The following is a 16,065-nucleotide window of genomic DNA, read 5'->3' on the forward strand; positions in this document are numbered from 1 at the left end:
TCGATTAATCTGATAAGCCTTTGGAAACCTAGTATTCCGAACCGGCATACTTTGCAGCGATTGTTGTTCTTGGAAAACGACCCGTAAGCATTATTCGAGCTTTGTCAGAACAATTAGGCGCTGGCGTATGGAGCAGGCGCAAGTCCATCAGGTACACATCACCAACCTTCCCGGAAAGCTCCACAACTTCAAGATCAACATCATGAACTGACCCTCTGGTTTCTGCGAGATTTGAAACCGGAGCGCGTTTAGGATCAAGCAGCGACTTGAAATAATGCTCCTTTTGCAGCTGGCTTTTAAGGTTCTTGGATGAGAGATCCGCGGCATTGTTTGCCAGACGATGCGATCCCGCGATCACGAGCGTCGCCCCGCCTTTAGGTTCGACATCATTGAGAAATGTGAAAGCCTGCAAACCGGGCGAGGCCTTCTCGCCAATCTTGGGTATGTCGATATGCCATGCATCAGACGGAACCAACCAATCATCCTCGCTCGGGAGGGAAAAGAGGATTTGTTGACCTGGTGAAAGCGGCGTTGCCGGTTGGCCAATCAACCGCTCAATCATGGGGGTTAGCTGAGCACCAATCAGGGCCGGAAATTCCTCCGCTCTGCTGAGCAAGTTGAGGGCATTGCGAAAGGGCTTGGGATACCCAAACCGACTTGGGGACTGCATCCAGCGTCCCGCCGAATAAACTCCATGTTCCTTCGTCAGATCAAGAACCATCTCGAAGGCTCTTCGAGCTTCTTCAACTGGGACAACGCCCTCAAGCTTGATCAAGCCTCGTTCGTTCAATCCTCTCTCTAAATCACCGAAGTGTCCCATCAGCTGGCGATTTACAGCAGGCTCCCAATGTCTGCAACTGGGTCGCAAGCGGTACTAACGCTCTATAGGACAATCAACCTTTCTTCGCCCTCGGATGAGCTCCCCGATACGTCTCCAGCAAACTTGCGGCGTCGACCTTCGTATAGATTTGCGTAGACCCCAAAGACGCGTGGCCGAGCAGCTCTTGCAAGCTCCGTAAATCAGCGCCAGCGCTCAGCAAATGCGTTGCGAAGCTGTGCCTTAGCGCGTGGGGTGTTGCAGTGTCAGGCAGGCCGAGAGCCCGCCGTGCTTTCGCCATCGCCTTTTGCACCATGCCTGGCGCCAATGGACCGCCTTTTGCACCTCTGAAAAGCGGCTCGTCCGGTGCTACGGGATAGGGGCATTGGGAGCTGTATTCGGCAACGGCTTCTTTTGTGATCGGAAGAATAGGCACAATCCGCTGTTTGCCCCCTTTGCCTGTCACCAAAAGCGTTGCGTCCAAGGGCACATCGCAGCCTTGCAGTGACAATGCCTCGGCAATCCGCAAACCTGACCCATACATCAAAAGGAGCACCGCCCGGTCGCGGGCTCCGATCCAATCCTCAGCAGCGTTCCCATCGATTAGGTCAGCGATATTGAGCGCATCATCGGGTGTAACGGGGCGGGGGAGGCCTTTCTTAAGACGTGGCCCGCGAAGGCGAGGGGCTGCTGGATCGGGATCGCCGCTCTCTGCCCGCGCAAACGCAATCAAAGCCTTTAGAGCGGAAAGTTCGCGAGCAGCGCTCGTATTGGCAAGACCCTCTGCCCGGCGCGATGCGAGGTGTGCGCGCAACGTTTGTGCCTCAACCTGCGCAACCTCCTCACATGAGGTTAGATCACGGGCATGGATCAAACGCTGCGCGGCAGACACATAGGCGCGCACCGTATGCGGTGATCGCCGCCTTGCATCGGTTAAGTGCGCGCGCCAATCCGCGATGAGGTCCGCTGCCTTCATGACAGCACCAATTCCTCTGTGACAAGCTCGCCAAGGATGGCATCGAGCAGAGGCAGACCCTTGCCCGTAACCCCAATACGGTTCGCATCGCGCCACAATAGGTCAATCGAGCAAAGATGTTCGCTTTTCGCTTCGTTGATGAGTGTGTGCGTATCAAAGCCAAGTCGCCCGCCAAGCTCAGCCAGATCGAGCCCTTCCACAAGACGAAGGCCCATCAGAAGCGCCTCTGAAGCTTGCTCACCTCTGGAAAGGTCGCGTTGCTCCGCAAGACCGTGGGCACGCTCGCTCACGGCTTTGAGATAGTTCTCAGGTTTTTTATGTCGGGTTGTCGCAAAGCCGCCGCGTCTGCCGTGCGCGCCGGGACCAATGCCAGCGTAATCCTGATAACGCCAATAGGTGAGGTTGTGGCGGCTTTCTTCGCCCGGCTTTGCATGGTTGCTAATCTCATATGCTGGAAGGCCATGGTTTGCCGTCATAGCTTGCGTGATAGCGAACAACTCAGCGGCTTGGTCATTGTCCAACGGCGCGAACACACCGCGCCGCACGTCGACGGCGAACCGCGTGCCGGGTTCAATGGTAAGTTGATAAAGGGAGAGGTGCGAAGTGCCGAGCGCAAGCGCGCGCGCCAACTGAACCTCCCACTGCTCCGACGTTTGACCGGGTAGTGCGTAAATCAAATCGAAATTGACCCTCGCAAAGTGCTTCTGAGCGACCTCTATTGCGGCCAACGCCTCATCCGCCCCGTGCAACCGCCCAAGCCAACGCAATTTCTCATCTTCTAGGGATTGTACGCCCAATGAAACACGGTTCACTCCCGCCATTGCAAGACCGGCAAAGTTCTCAGCTTCAACGGATGAAGGATTCGCTTCGAGTGTGATCTCGATCTCGGGGTCAAAACCCCATAGTTTCTCCGCCTCGCTGACAAGGGTGGCAACCAGCCTGGGGGGCATCAGTGACGGCGTGCCCCCACCAAAGAAGATTGACGTCAGTGGTTCTCCGTCGGCGACATCCGCCTCCACTCGCATGTCGGCGAGCAACGCCTCTTCCCAAACGTGCGTATCAACTTTCGCGCGTACATGGCTGTTGAAGTCACAATAGGGGCACTTTTTGGCGCAGAAAGGCCAATGAATATAAAGTGCGCGAGCCATTGTTCACTCTTAATGCCTCGCTCTCGCGGGGACAATGCAAAAGCCCAGATTCGCAGGGAAAGAACGCCTCGCCCGGATTATGACACGGGTTCGACATCAGCTGTTGGATCACCAAGCTGCATCGTTTTGACTAACTACCGTTAAGCCTGTTTGTTGACGCCAATTTTAACAAGATGAGCGAACAACCCAGCAGTGATTACGGAAGCCAAAACTCGGATGACCTTGAGCGCATTAGCATCGGTTCTCGCTCTGGCGGTTTCAGCCTGCGGTGGGGGCGGTTCTGGCGCCTCAGGCGGCTCCGTTGCAAGCTCTCCAGCACCTCCACCAACCGCGACACCTGCTCCTTCACCCAGTCCATCGCCATCTCCGACCCCTGCGCCAACTCCGCCACCAAGTGGAAATGCCGGACAACAGGAATTGCTGGATGCTATGCTTCGTACCCATAACGAGGCGAGGGAAGAGGTTGGTACGCCACCATTGGAACTGGACGATGAGTTGACTGCGCAAGCGCTGGAATATGCGCAAGAATTAGCGAGCACTGGACAGTTTCAACACAGCCCTCCTAGCGACCGGCAAGGGCAGGGCGAAAATCTGTGGGCAGGGACGCCGTCCGCTTTCAGCTTTGAGGAGATGTCAGGAGCGTGGATTGATGAGAAGAGATTCTACCAACACGCCCGTTTTCCCTTTGTAAGCACGACTGGGCAATGGCAGGACGTAGGGCATTACACCCAAATTATCTGGCGAGACACCACTCGGCTTGGCTGCGGCCTGGCGACCGGGAGTGGTCGAGATTACTTGGTCTGCCGCTACGCGCCTCCTGGTAACGTGAGTGGCGAATTCCCCTATTAGTGTTCGCGCTCAAGCCCGAAACTGATCTGCAATAAGCTTAGAAAAAGCATCAGCGCGGTGGCTTATCGCGTGCTTTGCTGCTGGGTCGATCTCGGCGAAAGTCTCTGATCCGTTTCGCGCTGAAGGTATGAATACGGGGTCATAGCCGAAACCCATCTTTCCCCGCGGTGGCCATGTCAGAGCGCCGGGACACTGTCCTTCGTACACAGCATGATCGCCGTCAGGCCACGCGAGTGCAAGAACGCAATGAAAAGCAGCGGTGCGATTTGTATCGGGACCCAACTGCTGGAGCATTCCTTCGACCTTACCCATTGCCATATACCAGTCTCGGCCTGGTTCTCCCTCGAACCACTGTCGCTCTGCCCAGTCGGCGGTGTAAACTCCAGGGCGACCATCCAATGCAGCGACGGTGAGGCCACTATCGTCAGCTAGGGCAGTAAGGCCGGAGGCTTGTGCAGCGGCACGTGCCTTGATCAATGCGTTTTCAACAAAGGTTTTGCCAGTCTCAACTGGCTCGGGCAGACCCAAGGATCCGGCGGAAATGCACTTCAGACCGTAGGGCTCCAGAAGCGCCGATATCTCTTTGAGTTTGCCCTCATTATGTGTCGCTATGACAAGAGACCCACCACCCATGTTTCTCATCTGCGCTTCTTTCTTTTTGTCGTGAGGCCACTTGCCATCAACCCATTACGAGCAACATGAATCAGACCGGGCTCCACCTGGTCTTTTGGCACGACGTAGGCTTGTTGCTGTGTGATGTAGATGGCGAAGACCTCATCGTCTTCGTCCCATTTGATCATTTTATCCCAACGTCCTTCGACATGGGCCGAGGGCTGTGCCATCGTAAAGCCAGCATCGCTTAGAGTTAGCTCAACCGGCTCTTTGATCAGCGCGAATTCTCGATAGGCCCGTTTGGCATGCCTAATAATCGAGAAAAAGCGGATGATGGCAAGCATCAGGCAGACGCCGATCACACCGCCGATTGCCACTGACAAGGCCGCAAACTTGTCGGCTAATGCATAGGCAACGGCTGCGATTGCCAGAGTTACTAGGCCACCAGCTAGAAGGAAGAGAGGGATCGATGCGCGAAAATGCAACAGCGTGAACGCGATCTGATGCTCCTCACTTACCTTATAGCGGGCGGCCTCCATTTGGTTATTTCACAGCATCCAATTGTGCCTTGAAGATCCCATCACAGCCAATGTTGGCGAGACGCAGGAGACGAAGCAGGCCTTCCTCGTCGTATGTTGCTCCTTCGGCCGTGGCTTGAACCTCTGCGATTTGACCACCATCGATCAAAACGAAGTTTGCATCGGCATCTGCGCTCGAATCTTCATCATAATCAAGGTCGAGCACTGGAGTGCCCTGATAAATGCCGCAGGAGATCGCTGCGACTTGAGCGGTGATTGGGTCATCGGAGATATCCCCCGAGGCCATGAGCGAATTGACTGCCAGGCGGAGTGCTACCCATGCACCCGAAATCGAAGCGGTGCGTGTGCCGCCGTCGGCCTGAATCACATCGCAATCAAGCGTGATCTGGCGCTCGCCGAGCTTTTTCAAGTCTACCACGGCGCGCAAGGAACGGCCAATAAGGCGTTGAATTTCCTGTGTTCGCCCCGATTGTTTGCCTCGCGCGGCTTCGCGGCTACCGCGAGTGTGTGTAGCACGTGGGAGCATGGAGTACTCGCCTGTGACCCAGCCTTCGCCTTTACCTCGCAGCCATGGGGGAATGCGTTCTTCGACAGAGGCCGTGCATAACACGCGGGTGTCACCAAAGCTGATCAAGCAAGAGCCTTCTGCGTGCTTGGTGAAACCGGTTTCGATAGTGATAGCGCGCATTTCATCGGGCGCGCGTCCTGAAGGGCGCATGAGTTACTCCAAGTTAATAATGCACGCTCACCTGACAGCCAAGGCTTGTCGCCGCAAGCGCAAACACTAAGATTAGCCACATGAGCGGACCATCCATCACCGAACTCACGACAAGAGCGCGCGACATCTTTCAACGTGTGGTGGAAGAGTATCTGGAATGGGGTCAGCCTGTTGGCTCCAAAACACTCGCGTCAGACGGGACCTTGAACCTGTCTCCGGCATCCATCCGCTCTGTACTTGCGGAGCTTGAGGGATTGGGCTTCTTGGCCGCACCGCATACAAGCGCAGGGCGGATGCCAACAGACGCAGGACTTCGCATCTTTGTCGACGGAATGATGCGCGTGTCTGAGCCCTCCCGTGAAGAGAGGGCTCAGATTGAAGCGCGAATTGCTGAAAGCGGGCCGGTCGAACAAGCGCTGCAACAGACGAGCGCCCTGCTGTCAGAGCTTTCTGGTGCCGCGGGCATGGTGATGGTCCCCACACGGGAGCAGCGGCTTGCACAGTTTAGCCTGGTTGATCTTGGAGAGGGCCGTGCATTGGCCGTACTGGTCGGTGAAGATGGTGGTGTTGAAAATCGTGTTGTCGAACTGGGCTCATCACAAACGGCATCGCTCGAAGCCGCAAGCAACTACATTAATGCACGTCTCGCAGGGCGCACATTGGCGGAGGCTTCTCAGGCCATGCGCTCAGAGATCAAAGCCGGAGAGAGTCAGCTTGATGCGGCTAGCCGCGATCTTGTCGAACGTGGCCTAGCTGTATGGAGCGAGGATGCGAACCAACGGCCCGTGCTGATCGTTAGAGGGGCATCCAATCTCATCGATGAAGCAGCGATGGATGATATTGACCGAGTCCGATCGCTGCTTGATGACCTTGAAGATAAACAATCGGTCGCTGCGCTGCTCGAAAGTGCCCGAGAGTCTGAAGCTACACGCATTTTCATCGGCAGCGAGAATCGATTGTTTGGCCTGTCAGGCTCCTCCGTTATTGCTTCTCCATACCGCGATATGGAGGGCAGGGTGGTCGGTGTATTGGGGGTGATTGGTCCCACGCGCTTGAATTACGCCCGCGTGGTCCCCATGGTGGATTTAACCGCCCGGTCGTTAAGTCGATCCTTGGGCAAGCTTATCGCGTAAACCGCAGGAAAATTTGACAAATGAATGATGATAATAAGCCGCAGGATGATGCGGCTGCAGCAGCAGAATTGAAGGGCGTGCCTGAGGAATTCCTCGATAAGGGTGAATGCGAAGCAGAGGGCGATGCTGACAATGCCATGGCCGAAGCACTTGAAGGACTTCGAAGCGATTTGGAAACGGCCAAACAAGAGGTGCTATACGCCAAGGCTGAGGCGCAAAATGTACGGCGCCGCGCGGAAAAAGACATTCAAGATGCACGCAACTATTCCGCCACCGGCTTTGCGCGCGACGTCTTGAGTGTTTGGGACAACCTCTCCCGCGCTGTTGATGCGATCCCAGATTCCCTTCGCGAAGATGACAAGATGAAAGGTCTGGTTGTAGGAATCGAAGCCACTCAGCGCGAGCTTGAGAAGGTCTTTAAACAGCACGGTGTTGAGCGTGTTGCTGCCATTGGCATGCCGCTCGATCCCAATCAGCATCAGGCCATGATGGAAATCCCTTCTACGGATCATGAAGCGGGAACGGTGATTCAAGAAATGCAGTCAGGCTGGATGATCAAGGACCGTCTCCTGCGTCCTGCGATGGTAGGTGTGGCGAAGAAGCCGGACTGAGCTATTTGTGAGCGGGTCAGGGGCTCTTATCGGACTGGCTTTAATAGCTCTTTTGGCCCTGCTTCTTTGGCGGAGTTGGCCTTTTAGACCGAATGTGAAACCCGCTGAAGACAGGCCCGATATTGCTTACGTCCCGTTTACCACCCGGTTCGATGTGGAATGTCGGGGCGCTGATGCTGCTAAATGCGTTAGGGATCATGCAGTTTCCGGCGAACCGACGAAGTTTCTGAAAGGGATTTCTACCGAGCAGCGCGAGGAAATGTTTTCCTTCGCATGCCGAGCGAGTTCGAATGAGCTAGCCACGAGAGTGTCCAGCGAGCTACGCGATACTGCCCTGTTCCTCCTCATCGATCAGTCCGGGTCGATGGCAGAGCAGATTTTCGGGATCGCCGGGGAAATCGAAGCAATCCACTGCCATCTGACAAAGCATGGAAACGCCGTGATGGTGGCCGGCTTTACGACCTTGGGGTGGAAAGGCGGGCAATCACGGCAAGAATGGCACTATGCCGGAAGGCCTGCCTATCCCGGGCGTTTGTGTGATCTACTCCACATCATTTATCACGACTTCGACGAGCCAAGTAATTCTCCACAGTTCAAACCCTGGATGCATGTTCCCCTTTTCGAAAATGTGGATGGCGAGGCGCTTCGTTGGGCGCAAGAGAAGCTTCTAAGCAGGCCTGAGTGCAGAAAGGTGCTGATCGTGGTGAGTGATGGTGCCCCGGTCGACGACAGCACCCTACAAGAAAACGGGCCACTCATATTGGAGCGCAACCTTCTCGGCGCGATCCATGAATTGGAGGCAAAACCTGCGGTCAGCTTGGGCGCGATTGGCGCCGGTTTTGATGTCGCCAGATACTACAATTGCTCTCGCAGCGTTGACTACGGGAAGCCAATCACGCGAGCATTTACCGAGTTACTGGATGAGATGATTGGTGACAGTCAGCTCTGAGCCTCTCCTGGAAATCGCACCAATACATCATATGCAGACCTGTCACCTACCCCTGCAATCATGACACCCTGGCGCAGCAGGAATGCGTGCTTCACAATCTCGGCCTGTTGCTCAATGCCGTAGCTGGTGAGTGGCTGACCCGGCTTCAGCGTGTAGCTGTATCGGCAAAAGGGGTGGCGGTGCAGAATAAGATACCAGCGCCCGCGTGTCTGGGTTTGCCATACGTGGGTGAGTTCGTGGATAAAAAATGCCTGAGTGGCTAAAGGCGCATTGGCAAAATCATCGCAATAGGCGTTGCTTTGTGGATGGAAATACAAATGCCCATCAGGTGCCATCGTGATGCGTTTGGGTTGAAACGGCCACCATTTGCGCCGCTTGATCCGCACCGGTGCATAGTCAATCGCATCGCTAAAGATTGAGCGAGCGAGCGCAATTTCGCCCTCGCTCAGCTCGCGGTCACCGCCCACCGGACATGGCGTTGGCGGTGTCTTCTTGGAAATGGCGGGAAAGGCCTCGTTCAGCGCTCATCCCCGGCGGCACGAACCTCGGCATCAAAGACATGCGTGCCTCCGCCTGAAAGCTTGAGCGTGACTTCCGTCGTGCCGCCCGCTTCAAGGTCTGGAGACACTTCCATCGCCATGAGATGGTAGTCACCGGGCTTGAACTCGATCTTCGTCCCTGCGGTGAGCCCGATGGGCAGGGCTTCCATCATCTGAACCTTGAAATCAAACTCGCCAAACTGATGGATGGTGGTGTCTCCAGCCCCGTCAACCTCGGCATCGTAAAGCGACAAGGCACGCTCGCCATCGTATGAAAGGTCGAAATAGACCGCGGCCGGGTTTCCCGAAACAGGGGCAAGGACAAGGCGCGCATTCTCAATCGACATGCCGTCCACTACGCCTTCCACCGGAGCAGGCGCTGCCTCTGGTTCTTCCGCACAAGCGCCAAGAACCAGGACCCCCGCAAGCATCAATCCCACTTTTTTCATCACCATTCCTAACTTCGGTTTGGAGCAACCCAGAAAGTCGTCCCTCTTGTGGATGACGCAAAAACTAGGGCCTTGCGGTTCTTGTGCCAAGCAAAACCGCACCTATATCCGCCTCATATTCGAGCCGCCGAGCCGCCTCGCCGATTTTGGGAGGCGCGAAGGCGCGGTGTCCAACTAGATCCTTAAGGATGGGAAAATATGGGTAAAGTAATCGGTATCGACCTTGGCACGACTAACAGCTGTGTCTCGGTTATGGATGGTGGCAAACCAAAGGTCATCGAGAATTCGGAAGGCGCACGCACTACGCCTTCCATCGTCGCATTCACGAAAGACAGTGAACGTCTCATCGGTCAGCCGGCAAAGCGCCAGGCGGTCACCAATCCCGACAACACCCTCTTTGCAATCAAGCGCCTTATCGGGCGCCGATTTGACGATCCCCTGACTAAGAAAGACATGGAAATCGTCCCTTACGACATCGTCAAAGGCAAAAACGGCGATGCGTGGGTCGAGGCCAATGGTGATGACTATTCCCCATCTCAGATCTCTGCTTTCATCCTCCAGAAGATGAAAGAGACAGCGGAAAGCTATCTTGGCGAGACGGTCACTCAGGCGGTTGTTACGGTTCCTGCTTACTTTAACGATGCTCAACGTCAGGCAACCAAGGATGCTGGCGAGATTGCCGGCCTCGAAGTTCTGCGTATCATTAACGAGCCGACTGCTGCAGCGCTTGCATACGGCATGGACAAGGAAGACGGCAAAACAATCGCCGTCTACGACCTTGGTGGCGGTACATTCGACGTCTCGATCCTTGAGATCGGCGATGGTGTCTTCGAAGTGAAGTCGACCAATGGCGACACCTTCCTTGGCGGTGAAGACTTTGACAATGCGATTGTTGAGCGCCTCGCAGAAGCTTTCCAGAAAAAGGAAAACATGGACCTGAAGGCTGACAAGCTTGCACTTCAGCGTCTGAAGGAAGCCGCTGAGAAGGCGAAGATTGAGCTTTCGAGCTCGGCTACGACCGAAGTAAACTTGCCCTTCATTACCGCACGTATGGAAGGCGGCGCATCGACCCCTCTGCACCTTGTGGAGACGATCACCCGCGCTGACCTTGAAAAGCTCGTGGGCAAGCTGATCGACCGTACGCTTGACCCTTGTAAAAAGGCTCTCAAAGACGCGGGTATTTCCAAGGATGAAATTGACGAGGTGATCCTCGTTGGTGGCATGACCCGCATGCCGCGTGTTCGCGAAGTGGTTGAGAAGTTCTTCGAAGCCAAGCCACACACTGGCGTGAACCCTGACGAAGTGGTCGCGATGGGCGCCGCCATTCAGGCCGGCGTGCTTCAAGGCGACGTTAAAGACGTTCTGCTGCTCGATGTAACCCCGCTGTCGCTGGGTATTGAGACGTTGGGCGGTGTTTTCACCCGCATGATCGATCGTAACACGACGATCCCGACCAAGAAGACGCAGACCTACTCGACTGCTGAAGACAATCAGAACGCTGTGACGATCAAGGTCTTCCAAGGCGAGCGTGAGATGGCCGCCGACAACAAGATCCTCGGCAATTTCGACCTTGTCGGGATTCCACCTGCACCGCGCGGTGTTCCGCAAATTGAGGTGACCTTCGACATCGACGCCAATGGCATCGTGTCTGTATCCGCCAAGGACAAAGGCACTGGCAAAGAGCAAACCATCAAGATCCAGGCCTCTGGCGGACTTTCAGACAGTGACATCGACCAAATGGTTCAGGACGCTGAGAAGTTTGCTGAAGAAGACAAGAAGCGTAAGGAACAGGCCGAGGTACGCAACCAGGCTGACAGCCTTGTCCACGCGACCGAAAAGCAGATTGAAGAGAATGGCGACAAGATCGACGCCGAGACCAAGACTGCCGTTGAGGAAGCGATTGCTGCAACCAAAACCGCGCTTGAAGGCGACGATGCGGAAGAGATCAATGCGAAGGCTCAAGAGCTGACGCAGGCTGCCATGAAAATGGGTGAGCAGATCTATAAGCAAGAGCAGGAAGCACAGGCAGAAGGCGGGGATTCCGCTGAAAACACTAGTGCCGCTGAAGATGCCGACGAAGAAGTTGTCGATGCCGAGTTCTCGGAAGTCGACGACGAAAAGCCGGGCAAAGAGTAAGCTTGATGAAGTTCCTGCCCCTGTCGCTTGGCGCGGTGAGGGCAGGAACATCCCAAAGGCATTCCCATGGCTGATTATTACCAGACACTTAGCGTGACTCGCGATGTAGAGGCGGGCGCGCTCAAATCTGCCTATCGCAAGGCGGCGATGAAATGGCACCCTGACCGCAATCCGGGCGATGCCGAAGCCGAAGCCAAATTCAAAGCTGTTGGCGAAGCATACGAAGTCCTGAAGGACCCGCAAAAACGGGCGGCTTACGACCGCTTTGGCCACGAAGCCTTTACACAAGGCATGAACAATGGCGGTGGCGGATTTGGCGCACGGGGGGATGGCCCAGAGGGCTTTGGCGACATTGGCGACATCTTCGAAACCATATTCGGCAGCGCTTTTGGAGGCGGTGGCGGAATGGGCGGGGGTCGCCAGCGGCAGCGTCGCGGTGCTGATCTGCGCTATGACATGGAAGTCTCACTTGAAGAGGCCTTCCACGGCAAGACAACAGAGATTGAAATCGAAGTCAGTCAGGAATGCGACACTTGTGATGGTTCAGGTGCTACGCCAGGCACAAGCGAGCGCAGCTGTAACATGTGCCGCGGTGCAGGAACTGTGCGTGCGAAACAGGGCCTATTCGTTGTTGAGCGGCCATGCCCAAGCTGCGGTGGACAGGGCTCAATAATCGAAGACCCCTGCGGCGTTTGTCGTGGTGAGGGGCGCTTGGACCAAGCCCAAACGCTCGAGGTTGAGATACCGCCAGGTGTCGATACCGGTACGCGCATCCGCCTTGCTGGCAAAGGCGAAGCCGGACAACGCGGAGCGCCTCCGGGTGATCTCTATATCTTCATTCATGTGAAGCAGCATACGCTGTTTGAGCGCGAGGGCACCACGCTTGCAACACGCGTTCCCGTGACATTCACAACAGCCGCGCTTGGTGGCAGCGTCGATATCCCTGATCTCGATGGATCGACCAATTCGATCGACATCCCCACCGGTATCCAATCCGGAAAGCAGTTGCGTGTTCGCGGTGCCGGTATGCCGGTCTTGCAAGGGCGCGGGCGCGGAGATCTGGTAGTTGAGATCAAGGTGGAAACCCCGACCAGACTTTCCCGCAAGCAAAAAGACCTGCTTGAGGAATTTCGCGAGACCGAGACCGGGGACGAATGCCCGGAAAGCCGGAGCTTTTTTTCCAAGCTGAAAGAAGCGTTTGGCGGCTAGATTTTTACCCCGGTTGTAACCTAGTCTTCCTCAACGGCGAACAACAGCTGTTTGGGAGGACTTTATGAAATATCTGAAACCACTTGCACTGAGCATTCTGGCCGTATGCGCGTCGGGAACCGCCAATGCGCAAGGGCGCTTTGATGCGGTGGAAATCCGCACTCAGGAAATCGCCCCCGGCATTGCGGTTCTGTTTGGAGCGGGCGGAAACATTGCGGTCAGCCACGGTGAGAACGCAACGGTTCTGATCGATGATCAGTTCGCGCCGCTCTCCGCGAAGATCGAAGCAGCAGTGGCTGAACTTGGCGCGAGCCCAGTGAAATATGTCGTAAACACACACTGGCACGGCGACCACACTGGCGGAAATGAGCATTTCGGGAAGACAGGCGCGACCATTTTTGCGCACACAAATGTGCGGGTCCGCCTCTCAACACCACAACAGCGCGGCGAGCAAACTATTGGCCCATCACCTGATGAAGCGCTGCCCGTGGTAACCTATGATCAGGGGCTTAAGTTCCACCTCAATGATGACACTATTCGTTTGATGTTCCCCGGCGGTGGCCACACCGATGGCGATAGCGTGGTATTCTGGGAGGAAGACAATATCGTCCATATGGGCGATTTGTATTTCAACATTCCCGGCTATCCATTCATCGACGTTGCATCTGGTGGCAATGTTTACAACGCCATGCGATCGTTGGACCTAGTGATTGCGATGATCGACAGCGACACACAGGTCATTCCTGGTCATGGCGCGATGTCAAACAAGGCCGAACTTGTCGCCTATCGTGCCATGATGGGCGAGGCGGTTGGCCGTGTGGATACTCTTCGAGCCGATGGCGTATCTCTTGAGGATGCTTTGGCTGCCAAGCCTTTGGCAGATATTGATCGAGGTGAAGGCGGTTTCATCGATGAAGATGCCTTTGTAACGGCCATTTGGAGCAGCGCTGGCTAGTTATTGCGGCGTGCTTCCGTGTGATCAATTGGAAGCATGCCTAAGCCATTTTCTCTTCAATCTCCTCGCGGAGGTCGTCGAGCATCTCTTTGGCACAGCGCTCTTGTTTGATTTCTTCATCGACGATGGCGAGAAAGATCGAGCGCTTGGCAGATTTGATCATCATCTCGTCAACATCACCATCAATGGTAGATATGATCAGGTCGACCATCCGTTCTGCTCCGTGCAAGCGACCCCAGAGGTAATCATTCTCTCTGTATGAGCGGCTAAAAAACGCACCGAAGTTGTAGAATTCTGTCCCGCGTAAGGTGTCTTGCGTGCCACCTTCTCTGATGGACATCGCATCATCCGGTGAAATCCGGTCGATCTTGACGGGGTTGTATTCATCAAGCCAGTCGCTTCTCAACAAAGGTAAAGTGGCGACATCGTAAAATGGGAAGCCCAGATAGGTGAGGAGCATCCGGCGCCTGAGATTGCGCGGCATCTCTGCAAGCGCCTCGGACAGCATGCGTTCCGCTTCATCATCCGTCCCGGGTAGCAAGCGATTACTGGCCAGATAGTCCAGTGCAGCCCCCGGCTCCTCAAGCGCGCTAAGGGCGATCGCCTCAAACCCCTCACCAAGATGTGCCCCATCGTCTGCATCGCCATAAAGGCCGAGGATCTGGTAGATTCGCGAACGCGCAATATCGAGTGCGTCATCAGGGATTTCCGGATCAATTTCCCAATCGCGCGAAAGCCGGCGGGCAAGCAATTGCAAGCGCCTGATCCGAAAGCCAACATCGTGGGTCCGGAAGAACTCGATCGCTTGTTCACTCGCACCGCCGCTCTCCAAGCACAGTGTTTCTAACCCGCGTTTTTCCAATTCTTGCCGAAGGGCAGTGGAAATTGTGCTAGGATCAGCCAACCCCAATGTCGGTGCTGCGCCATGGATCAGCTCGGCAAGCCGATCAACGATGACGCTAAACTTGGTTTCAGCATAGGCGCTGAAAGTATAGCCTGCCCGGTCTGCCGCGGCTTGTTGTGCCTTGGCGCGCCACCCCGAAAGCCGTTTTGGCGTGGGGCTGTCCAGAAAGAAGGTCATCCCGAACAGTTTCTCGACTGCGCGATCAATCTGTGGCCTCAGACCCATGACAATCTGACGTAAACGATGTGCGTCGTGCGATTGTTTTTCAATCCGCTCCAGATCGTCGCGGATAGGCTGCTCGCGCGGGATTGTCGAAAGCGATCCGAAAATAGTTCCAAACCAGCCAAGCGGTTCAACCTTGCTCTCGCCATCGGCGTCCAGATCGCGTTTGATTGGCGAGCGATCAGGGCGCGGTTCGATGTAAACAAATCGCCGATCAACCTCGCGCTGTGAGGTTCGCCCGGCCATTGCGTTGAGAGCGGCGCCAAAGGGCGCATTCACCAGCACTGCCCCGTCGATGAGGGCAACCTCATCAACTGTACCCTCGCTGACATGACCTGGCATAATGCGTGAGAGAAAACTACCGCGTGTTTCCCAATGATGTCCCTCGGCCGCTCCAAGTTGATCAATCTCATCGAGAACAAGCGGAGGAAACGCGCCGGGAAAACTCGCCGTTGCTCTTGCAGCCAGAACCAATTCCAGCGGGTCGGCAAGTCGCTCTCCTCCCGCTTCCGGAGCAACACTGTTGAAGCAGATCGGCATCCTATGCTCGGTCTCCTGAACCACAGGTGGAGAATTGAGACGAAGCATCTCAGCATGGCCTCTAAAATCAGTTGCCGTCACCAGCAGGTTTACCGGATGCCGAGGAGGCAGGAGTACGGGCCCCAGTTCGCCAGCAGACATGCTTTTCAGCGCTTCGAACAACATCTCTGAGAAACGCTCACCAGAAAACGGCGGGCTAAACCAGCGACCACGCACTAGATACGAGACCTTCTCTCGGACCTCTTTGCGGGTTTCAGGAGAGACACTTTTGTTAACGGCATTGCCGTTCCGCTTGAGGAACCAGTCTGCAATTGGCTGTGCCCAGAATTTGGCGAACTTCCAAACGGGCCGTGCTTCTGCCGCGGTGAGCTCACTCACATCAGCATTCTTCAACCAGAGGTCGGTAATGGGCTCCAACGATTCACCCGAATGCAGCGCTTGCGCAAGGAACACCGCGTTGATCCCGCCAGCACTCGCCCCCGTCAGAATATCCGGAAGAACCCTCAGACGCAGGTCATGCTCTTTCTCGATTTGCTCGAGCAGCTCACGGTAAACCCCTGCAACGCCGCCAATTTCCTCAGCATCAAGGTGGGCACGGCTTGCACGAGCCAGGTGCCAAACCTCCTTGGTGACGCCGTGCATATAGATCGCAAGGCTGACGCCGCCATAACAGACAAGAGCGAGACGAAGTTCCTTTTGACGCATTGCCTATCTTCCATGGCGATGATTGTCCCAATAGGCAATTGCGTTCTTCTATTG

General features: G+C 55.6%; 16 protein-coding genes. 7 read left to right on the top strand and 9 right to left on the bottom strand.

Going from position 1 to position 16,065, the window contains the following annotated elements; all coding sequences use genetic code 11:
• Positions 1-28: 28 nt before the first annotated feature.
• From Q0778_RS01655 to hemW, 3 genes are all read right to left on the bottom strand, one after another.
• Positions 29-775, bottom strand: a complete 747-nt coding sequence (locus tag Q0778_RS01655) for a phytanoyl-CoA dioxygenase family protein (protein WP_298333530.1) — start codon at positions 773-775, stop codon at positions 29-31.
• Between the two features lie 118 nt (positions 776-893).
• Positions 894-1,793 carry a tyrosine recombinase XerC gene (locus Q0778_RS01660; RefSeq protein WP_298333533.1) on the bottom strand — a complete coding sequence of 300 codons (900 nt, stop codon included), beginning with the start codon at positions 1,791-1,793 and terminating at the stop codon, positions 894-896.
• Complete coding sequence (hemW, locus tag Q0778_RS01665; protein ID WP_298333535.1) at positions 1,790-2,941, bottom strand: radical SAM family heme chaperone HemW; 1,152 nt, start codon at positions 2,939-2,941, stop codon at positions 1,790-1,792. The genes Q0778_RS01660 and hemW overlap by 4 nt, the downstream gene beginning before the upstream one ends.
• 216 nt (positions 2,942-3,157) lie before the next feature.
• On the opposite strand from hemW, the gene Q0778_RS01670 reads away from it, so the two are divergent.
• Positions 3,158-3,790, top strand: a complete 633-nt coding sequence (locus Q0778_RS01670; protein ID WP_298305342.1) for a CAP domain-containing protein — start codon at positions 3,158-3,160, stop codon at positions 3,788-3,790.
• Positions 3,791-3,799: 9 nt separating this feature from the next.
• On the opposite strand, the gene rdgB is transcribed toward Q0778_RS01670, so the two are convergent.
• Genes rdgB through rph form a run of 3 tightly spaced genes read right to left on the bottom strand, consistent with a single transcriptional unit; the run spans position 3,800 to position 5,659 of the window.
• Positions 3,800-4,432, bottom strand: coding sequence for an RdgB/HAM1 family non-canonical purine NTP pyrophosphatase (gene rdgB, locus Q0778_RS01675; protein ID WP_298333537.1), 633 nt, complete (start codon positions 4,430-4,432; stop codon positions 3,800-3,802).
• A complete protein-coding gene (locus Q0778_RS01680; RefSeq protein WP_298333538.1) occupies positions 4,429-4,941 on the bottom strand; it encodes a YcxB family protein in 513 nt (170 codons plus the stop codon). Before Q0778_RS01680 ends, rdgB begins: the two co-directional genes overlap by 4 nt.
• A gap of 4 nt (positions 4,942-4,945) precedes the next feature.
• Positions 4,946-5,659 (bottom strand): ribonuclease PH, encoded by a 714-nt coding sequence (rph, locus tag Q0778_RS01685; RefSeq protein WP_298305334.1) that lies wholly within the window; start codon positions 5,657-5,659, stop codon positions 4,946-4,948.
• An 80-nt stretch (positions 5,660-5,739) separates the two neighbouring features.
• Between rph and hrcA the strand changes: the two genes are divergently transcribed.
• The 3 genes from hrcA to Q0778_RS01700 all read left to right on the top strand — a co-directional run bounded on the left by hrcA (position 5,740) and on the right by Q0778_RS01700 (position 8,352).
• Positions 5,740-6,792, top strand: coding sequence for a heat-inducible transcriptional repressor HrcA (hrcA, locus tag Q0778_RS01690; RefSeq protein WP_298333540.1), 1,053 nt, complete (start codon positions 5,740-5,742; stop codon positions 6,790-6,792).
• 20 nt (positions 6,793-6,812) lie between these two features.
• A complete protein-coding gene (grpE, locus tag Q0778_RS01695; protein ID WP_298333542.1) occupies positions 6,813-7,403 on the top strand; it encodes a nucleotide exchange factor GrpE in 591 nt (196 codons plus the stop codon).
• A 307-nt stretch (positions 7,404-7,710) separates the two neighbouring features.
• Positions 7,711-8,352 carry a hypothetical protein gene (locus tag Q0778_RS01700; RefSeq protein WP_298305323.1) on the top strand — a complete coding sequence of 214 codons (642 nt, stop codon included), beginning with the start codon at positions 7,711-7,713 and terminating at the stop codon, positions 8,350-8,352.
• On the opposite strand, the gene Q0778_RS01705 is transcribed toward Q0778_RS01700, so the two are convergent.
• Together Q0778_RS01705 and Q0778_RS01710 are read right to left on the bottom strand one after the other, a co-directional pair.
• Positions 8,343-8,819: a vgr related protein gene (locus Q0778_RS01705; RefSeq protein ID WP_298333544.1), complete on the bottom strand. Its 477-nt coding sequence runs from the start codon at positions 8,817-8,819 to the stop codon at positions 8,343-8,345. The genes Q0778_RS01700 and Q0778_RS01705 overlap by 10 nt on opposite strands.
• A gap of 50 nt (positions 8,820-8,869) precedes the next feature.
• Positions 8,870-9,340, bottom strand: coding sequence for a copper chaperone PCu(A)C (locus tag Q0778_RS01710; protein WP_298333546.1), 471 nt, complete (start codon positions 9,338-9,340; stop codon positions 8,870-8,872).
• Positions 9,341-9,538: 198 nt separating this feature from the next.
• On the opposite strand from Q0778_RS01710, the gene dnaK reads away from it, so the two are divergent.
• The 3 genes from dnaK to Q0778_RS01725 all read left to right on the top strand — a co-directional run bounded on the left by dnaK (position 9,539) and on the right by Q0778_RS01725 (position 13,640).
• The gene (gene dnaK / locus Q0778_RS01715) at positions 9,539-11,476 is read left to right on the top strand and encodes a molecular chaperone DnaK (RefSeq protein WP_298333548.1); all 1,938 of its coding nucleotides are present in this window, start codon (positions 9,539-9,541) and stop codon (positions 11,474-11,476) included.
• Between the two features lie 66 nt (positions 11,477-11,542).
• Positions 11,543-12,685 carry a molecular chaperone DnaJ gene (dnaJ, locus tag Q0778_RS01720; RefSeq protein WP_298333549.1) on the top strand — a complete coding sequence of 381 codons (1,143 nt, stop codon included), beginning with the start codon at positions 11,543-11,545 and terminating at the stop codon, positions 12,683-12,685.
• 64 nt (positions 12,686-12,749) lie between these two features.
• The gene (locus Q0778_RS01725) at positions 12,750-13,640 is read left to right on the top strand and encodes an MBL fold metallo-hydrolase (RefSeq protein ID WP_298333550.1); all 891 of its coding nucleotides are present in this window, start codon (positions 12,750-12,752) and stop codon (positions 13,638-13,640) included.
• Positions 13,641-13,680: 40 nt separating this feature from the next.
• On the opposite strand, the gene Q0778_RS01730 is transcribed toward Q0778_RS01725, so the two are convergent.
• Complete coding sequence (locus Q0778_RS01730; RefSeq protein WP_298305304.1) at positions 13,681-16,011, bottom strand: patatin-like protein; 2,331 nt, start codon at positions 16,009-16,011, stop codon at positions 13,681-13,683.
• Between the last annotated feature and the right edge of the window lie 54 nt (positions 16,012-16,065).

The organism is uncultured Erythrobacter sp., from assembly GCF_947502395.1.
GTDB lineage: Bacteria > Pseudomonadota > Alphaproteobacteria > Sphingomonadales > Sphingomonadaceae > Erythrobacter.

Excerpts from the sequence above, each read along its gene's own strand:
- Q0778_RS01660 (WP_298333533.1), bottom strand. The coding sequence starts at position 1,793 with ATGAAGGCAGCGGACCTCATCGCGGATTGGCGCGCGCACTTAACCGAT.
- hemW (WP_298333535.1), bottom strand. The coding sequence starts at position 2,941 with ATGGCTCGCGCACTTTATATTCATTGGCCTTTCTGCGCCAAAAAGTGC.
- Q0778_RS01670 (WP_298305342.1), top strand. The coding sequence starts at position 3,158 with ATGACCTTGAGCGCATTAGCATCGGTTCTCGCTCTGGCGGTTTCAGCC.
- rdgB (WP_298333537.1), bottom strand. The coding sequence starts at position 4,432 with ATGAGAAACATGGGTGGTGGGTCTCTTGTCATAGCGACACATAATGAG.
- Q0778_RS01680 (WP_298333538.1), bottom strand. The coding sequence starts at position 4,941 with ATGGAGGCCGCCCGCTATAAGGTAAGTGAGGAGCATCAGATCGCGTTC.
- rph (WP_298305334.1), bottom strand. The coding sequence starts at position 5,659 with ATGCGCCCTTCAGGACGCGCGCCCGATGAAATGCGCGCTATCACTATC.
- hrcA (WP_298333540.1), top strand. The coding sequence starts at position 5,740 with ATGAGCGGACCATCCATCACCGAACTCACGACAAGAGCGCGCGACATC.
- grpE (WP_298333542.1), top strand. The coding sequence starts at position 6,813 with ATGAATGATGATAATAAGCCGCAGGATGATGCGGCTGCAGCAGCAGAA.
- Q0778_RS01710 (WP_298333546.1), bottom strand. The coding sequence starts at position 9,340 with ATGAAAAAAGTGGGATTGATGCTTGCGGGGGTCCTGGTTCTTGGCGCT.
- dnaK (WP_298333548.1), top strand. The coding sequence starts at position 9,539 with ATGGGTAAAGTAATCGGTATCGACCTTGGCACGACTAACAGCTGTGTC.
- dnaJ (WP_298333549.1), top strand. The coding sequence starts at position 11,543 with ATGGCTGATTATTACCAGACACTTAGCGTGACTCGCGATGTAGAGGCG.
- Q0778_RS01725 (WP_298333550.1), top strand. The coding sequence starts at position 12,750 with ATGAAATATCTGAAACCACTTGCACTGAGCATTCTGGCCGTATGCGCG.
- Q0778_RS01730 (WP_298305304.1), bottom strand. The coding sequence starts at position 16,011 with ATGCGTCAAAAGGAACTTCGTCTCGCTCTTGTCTGTTATGGCGGCGTC.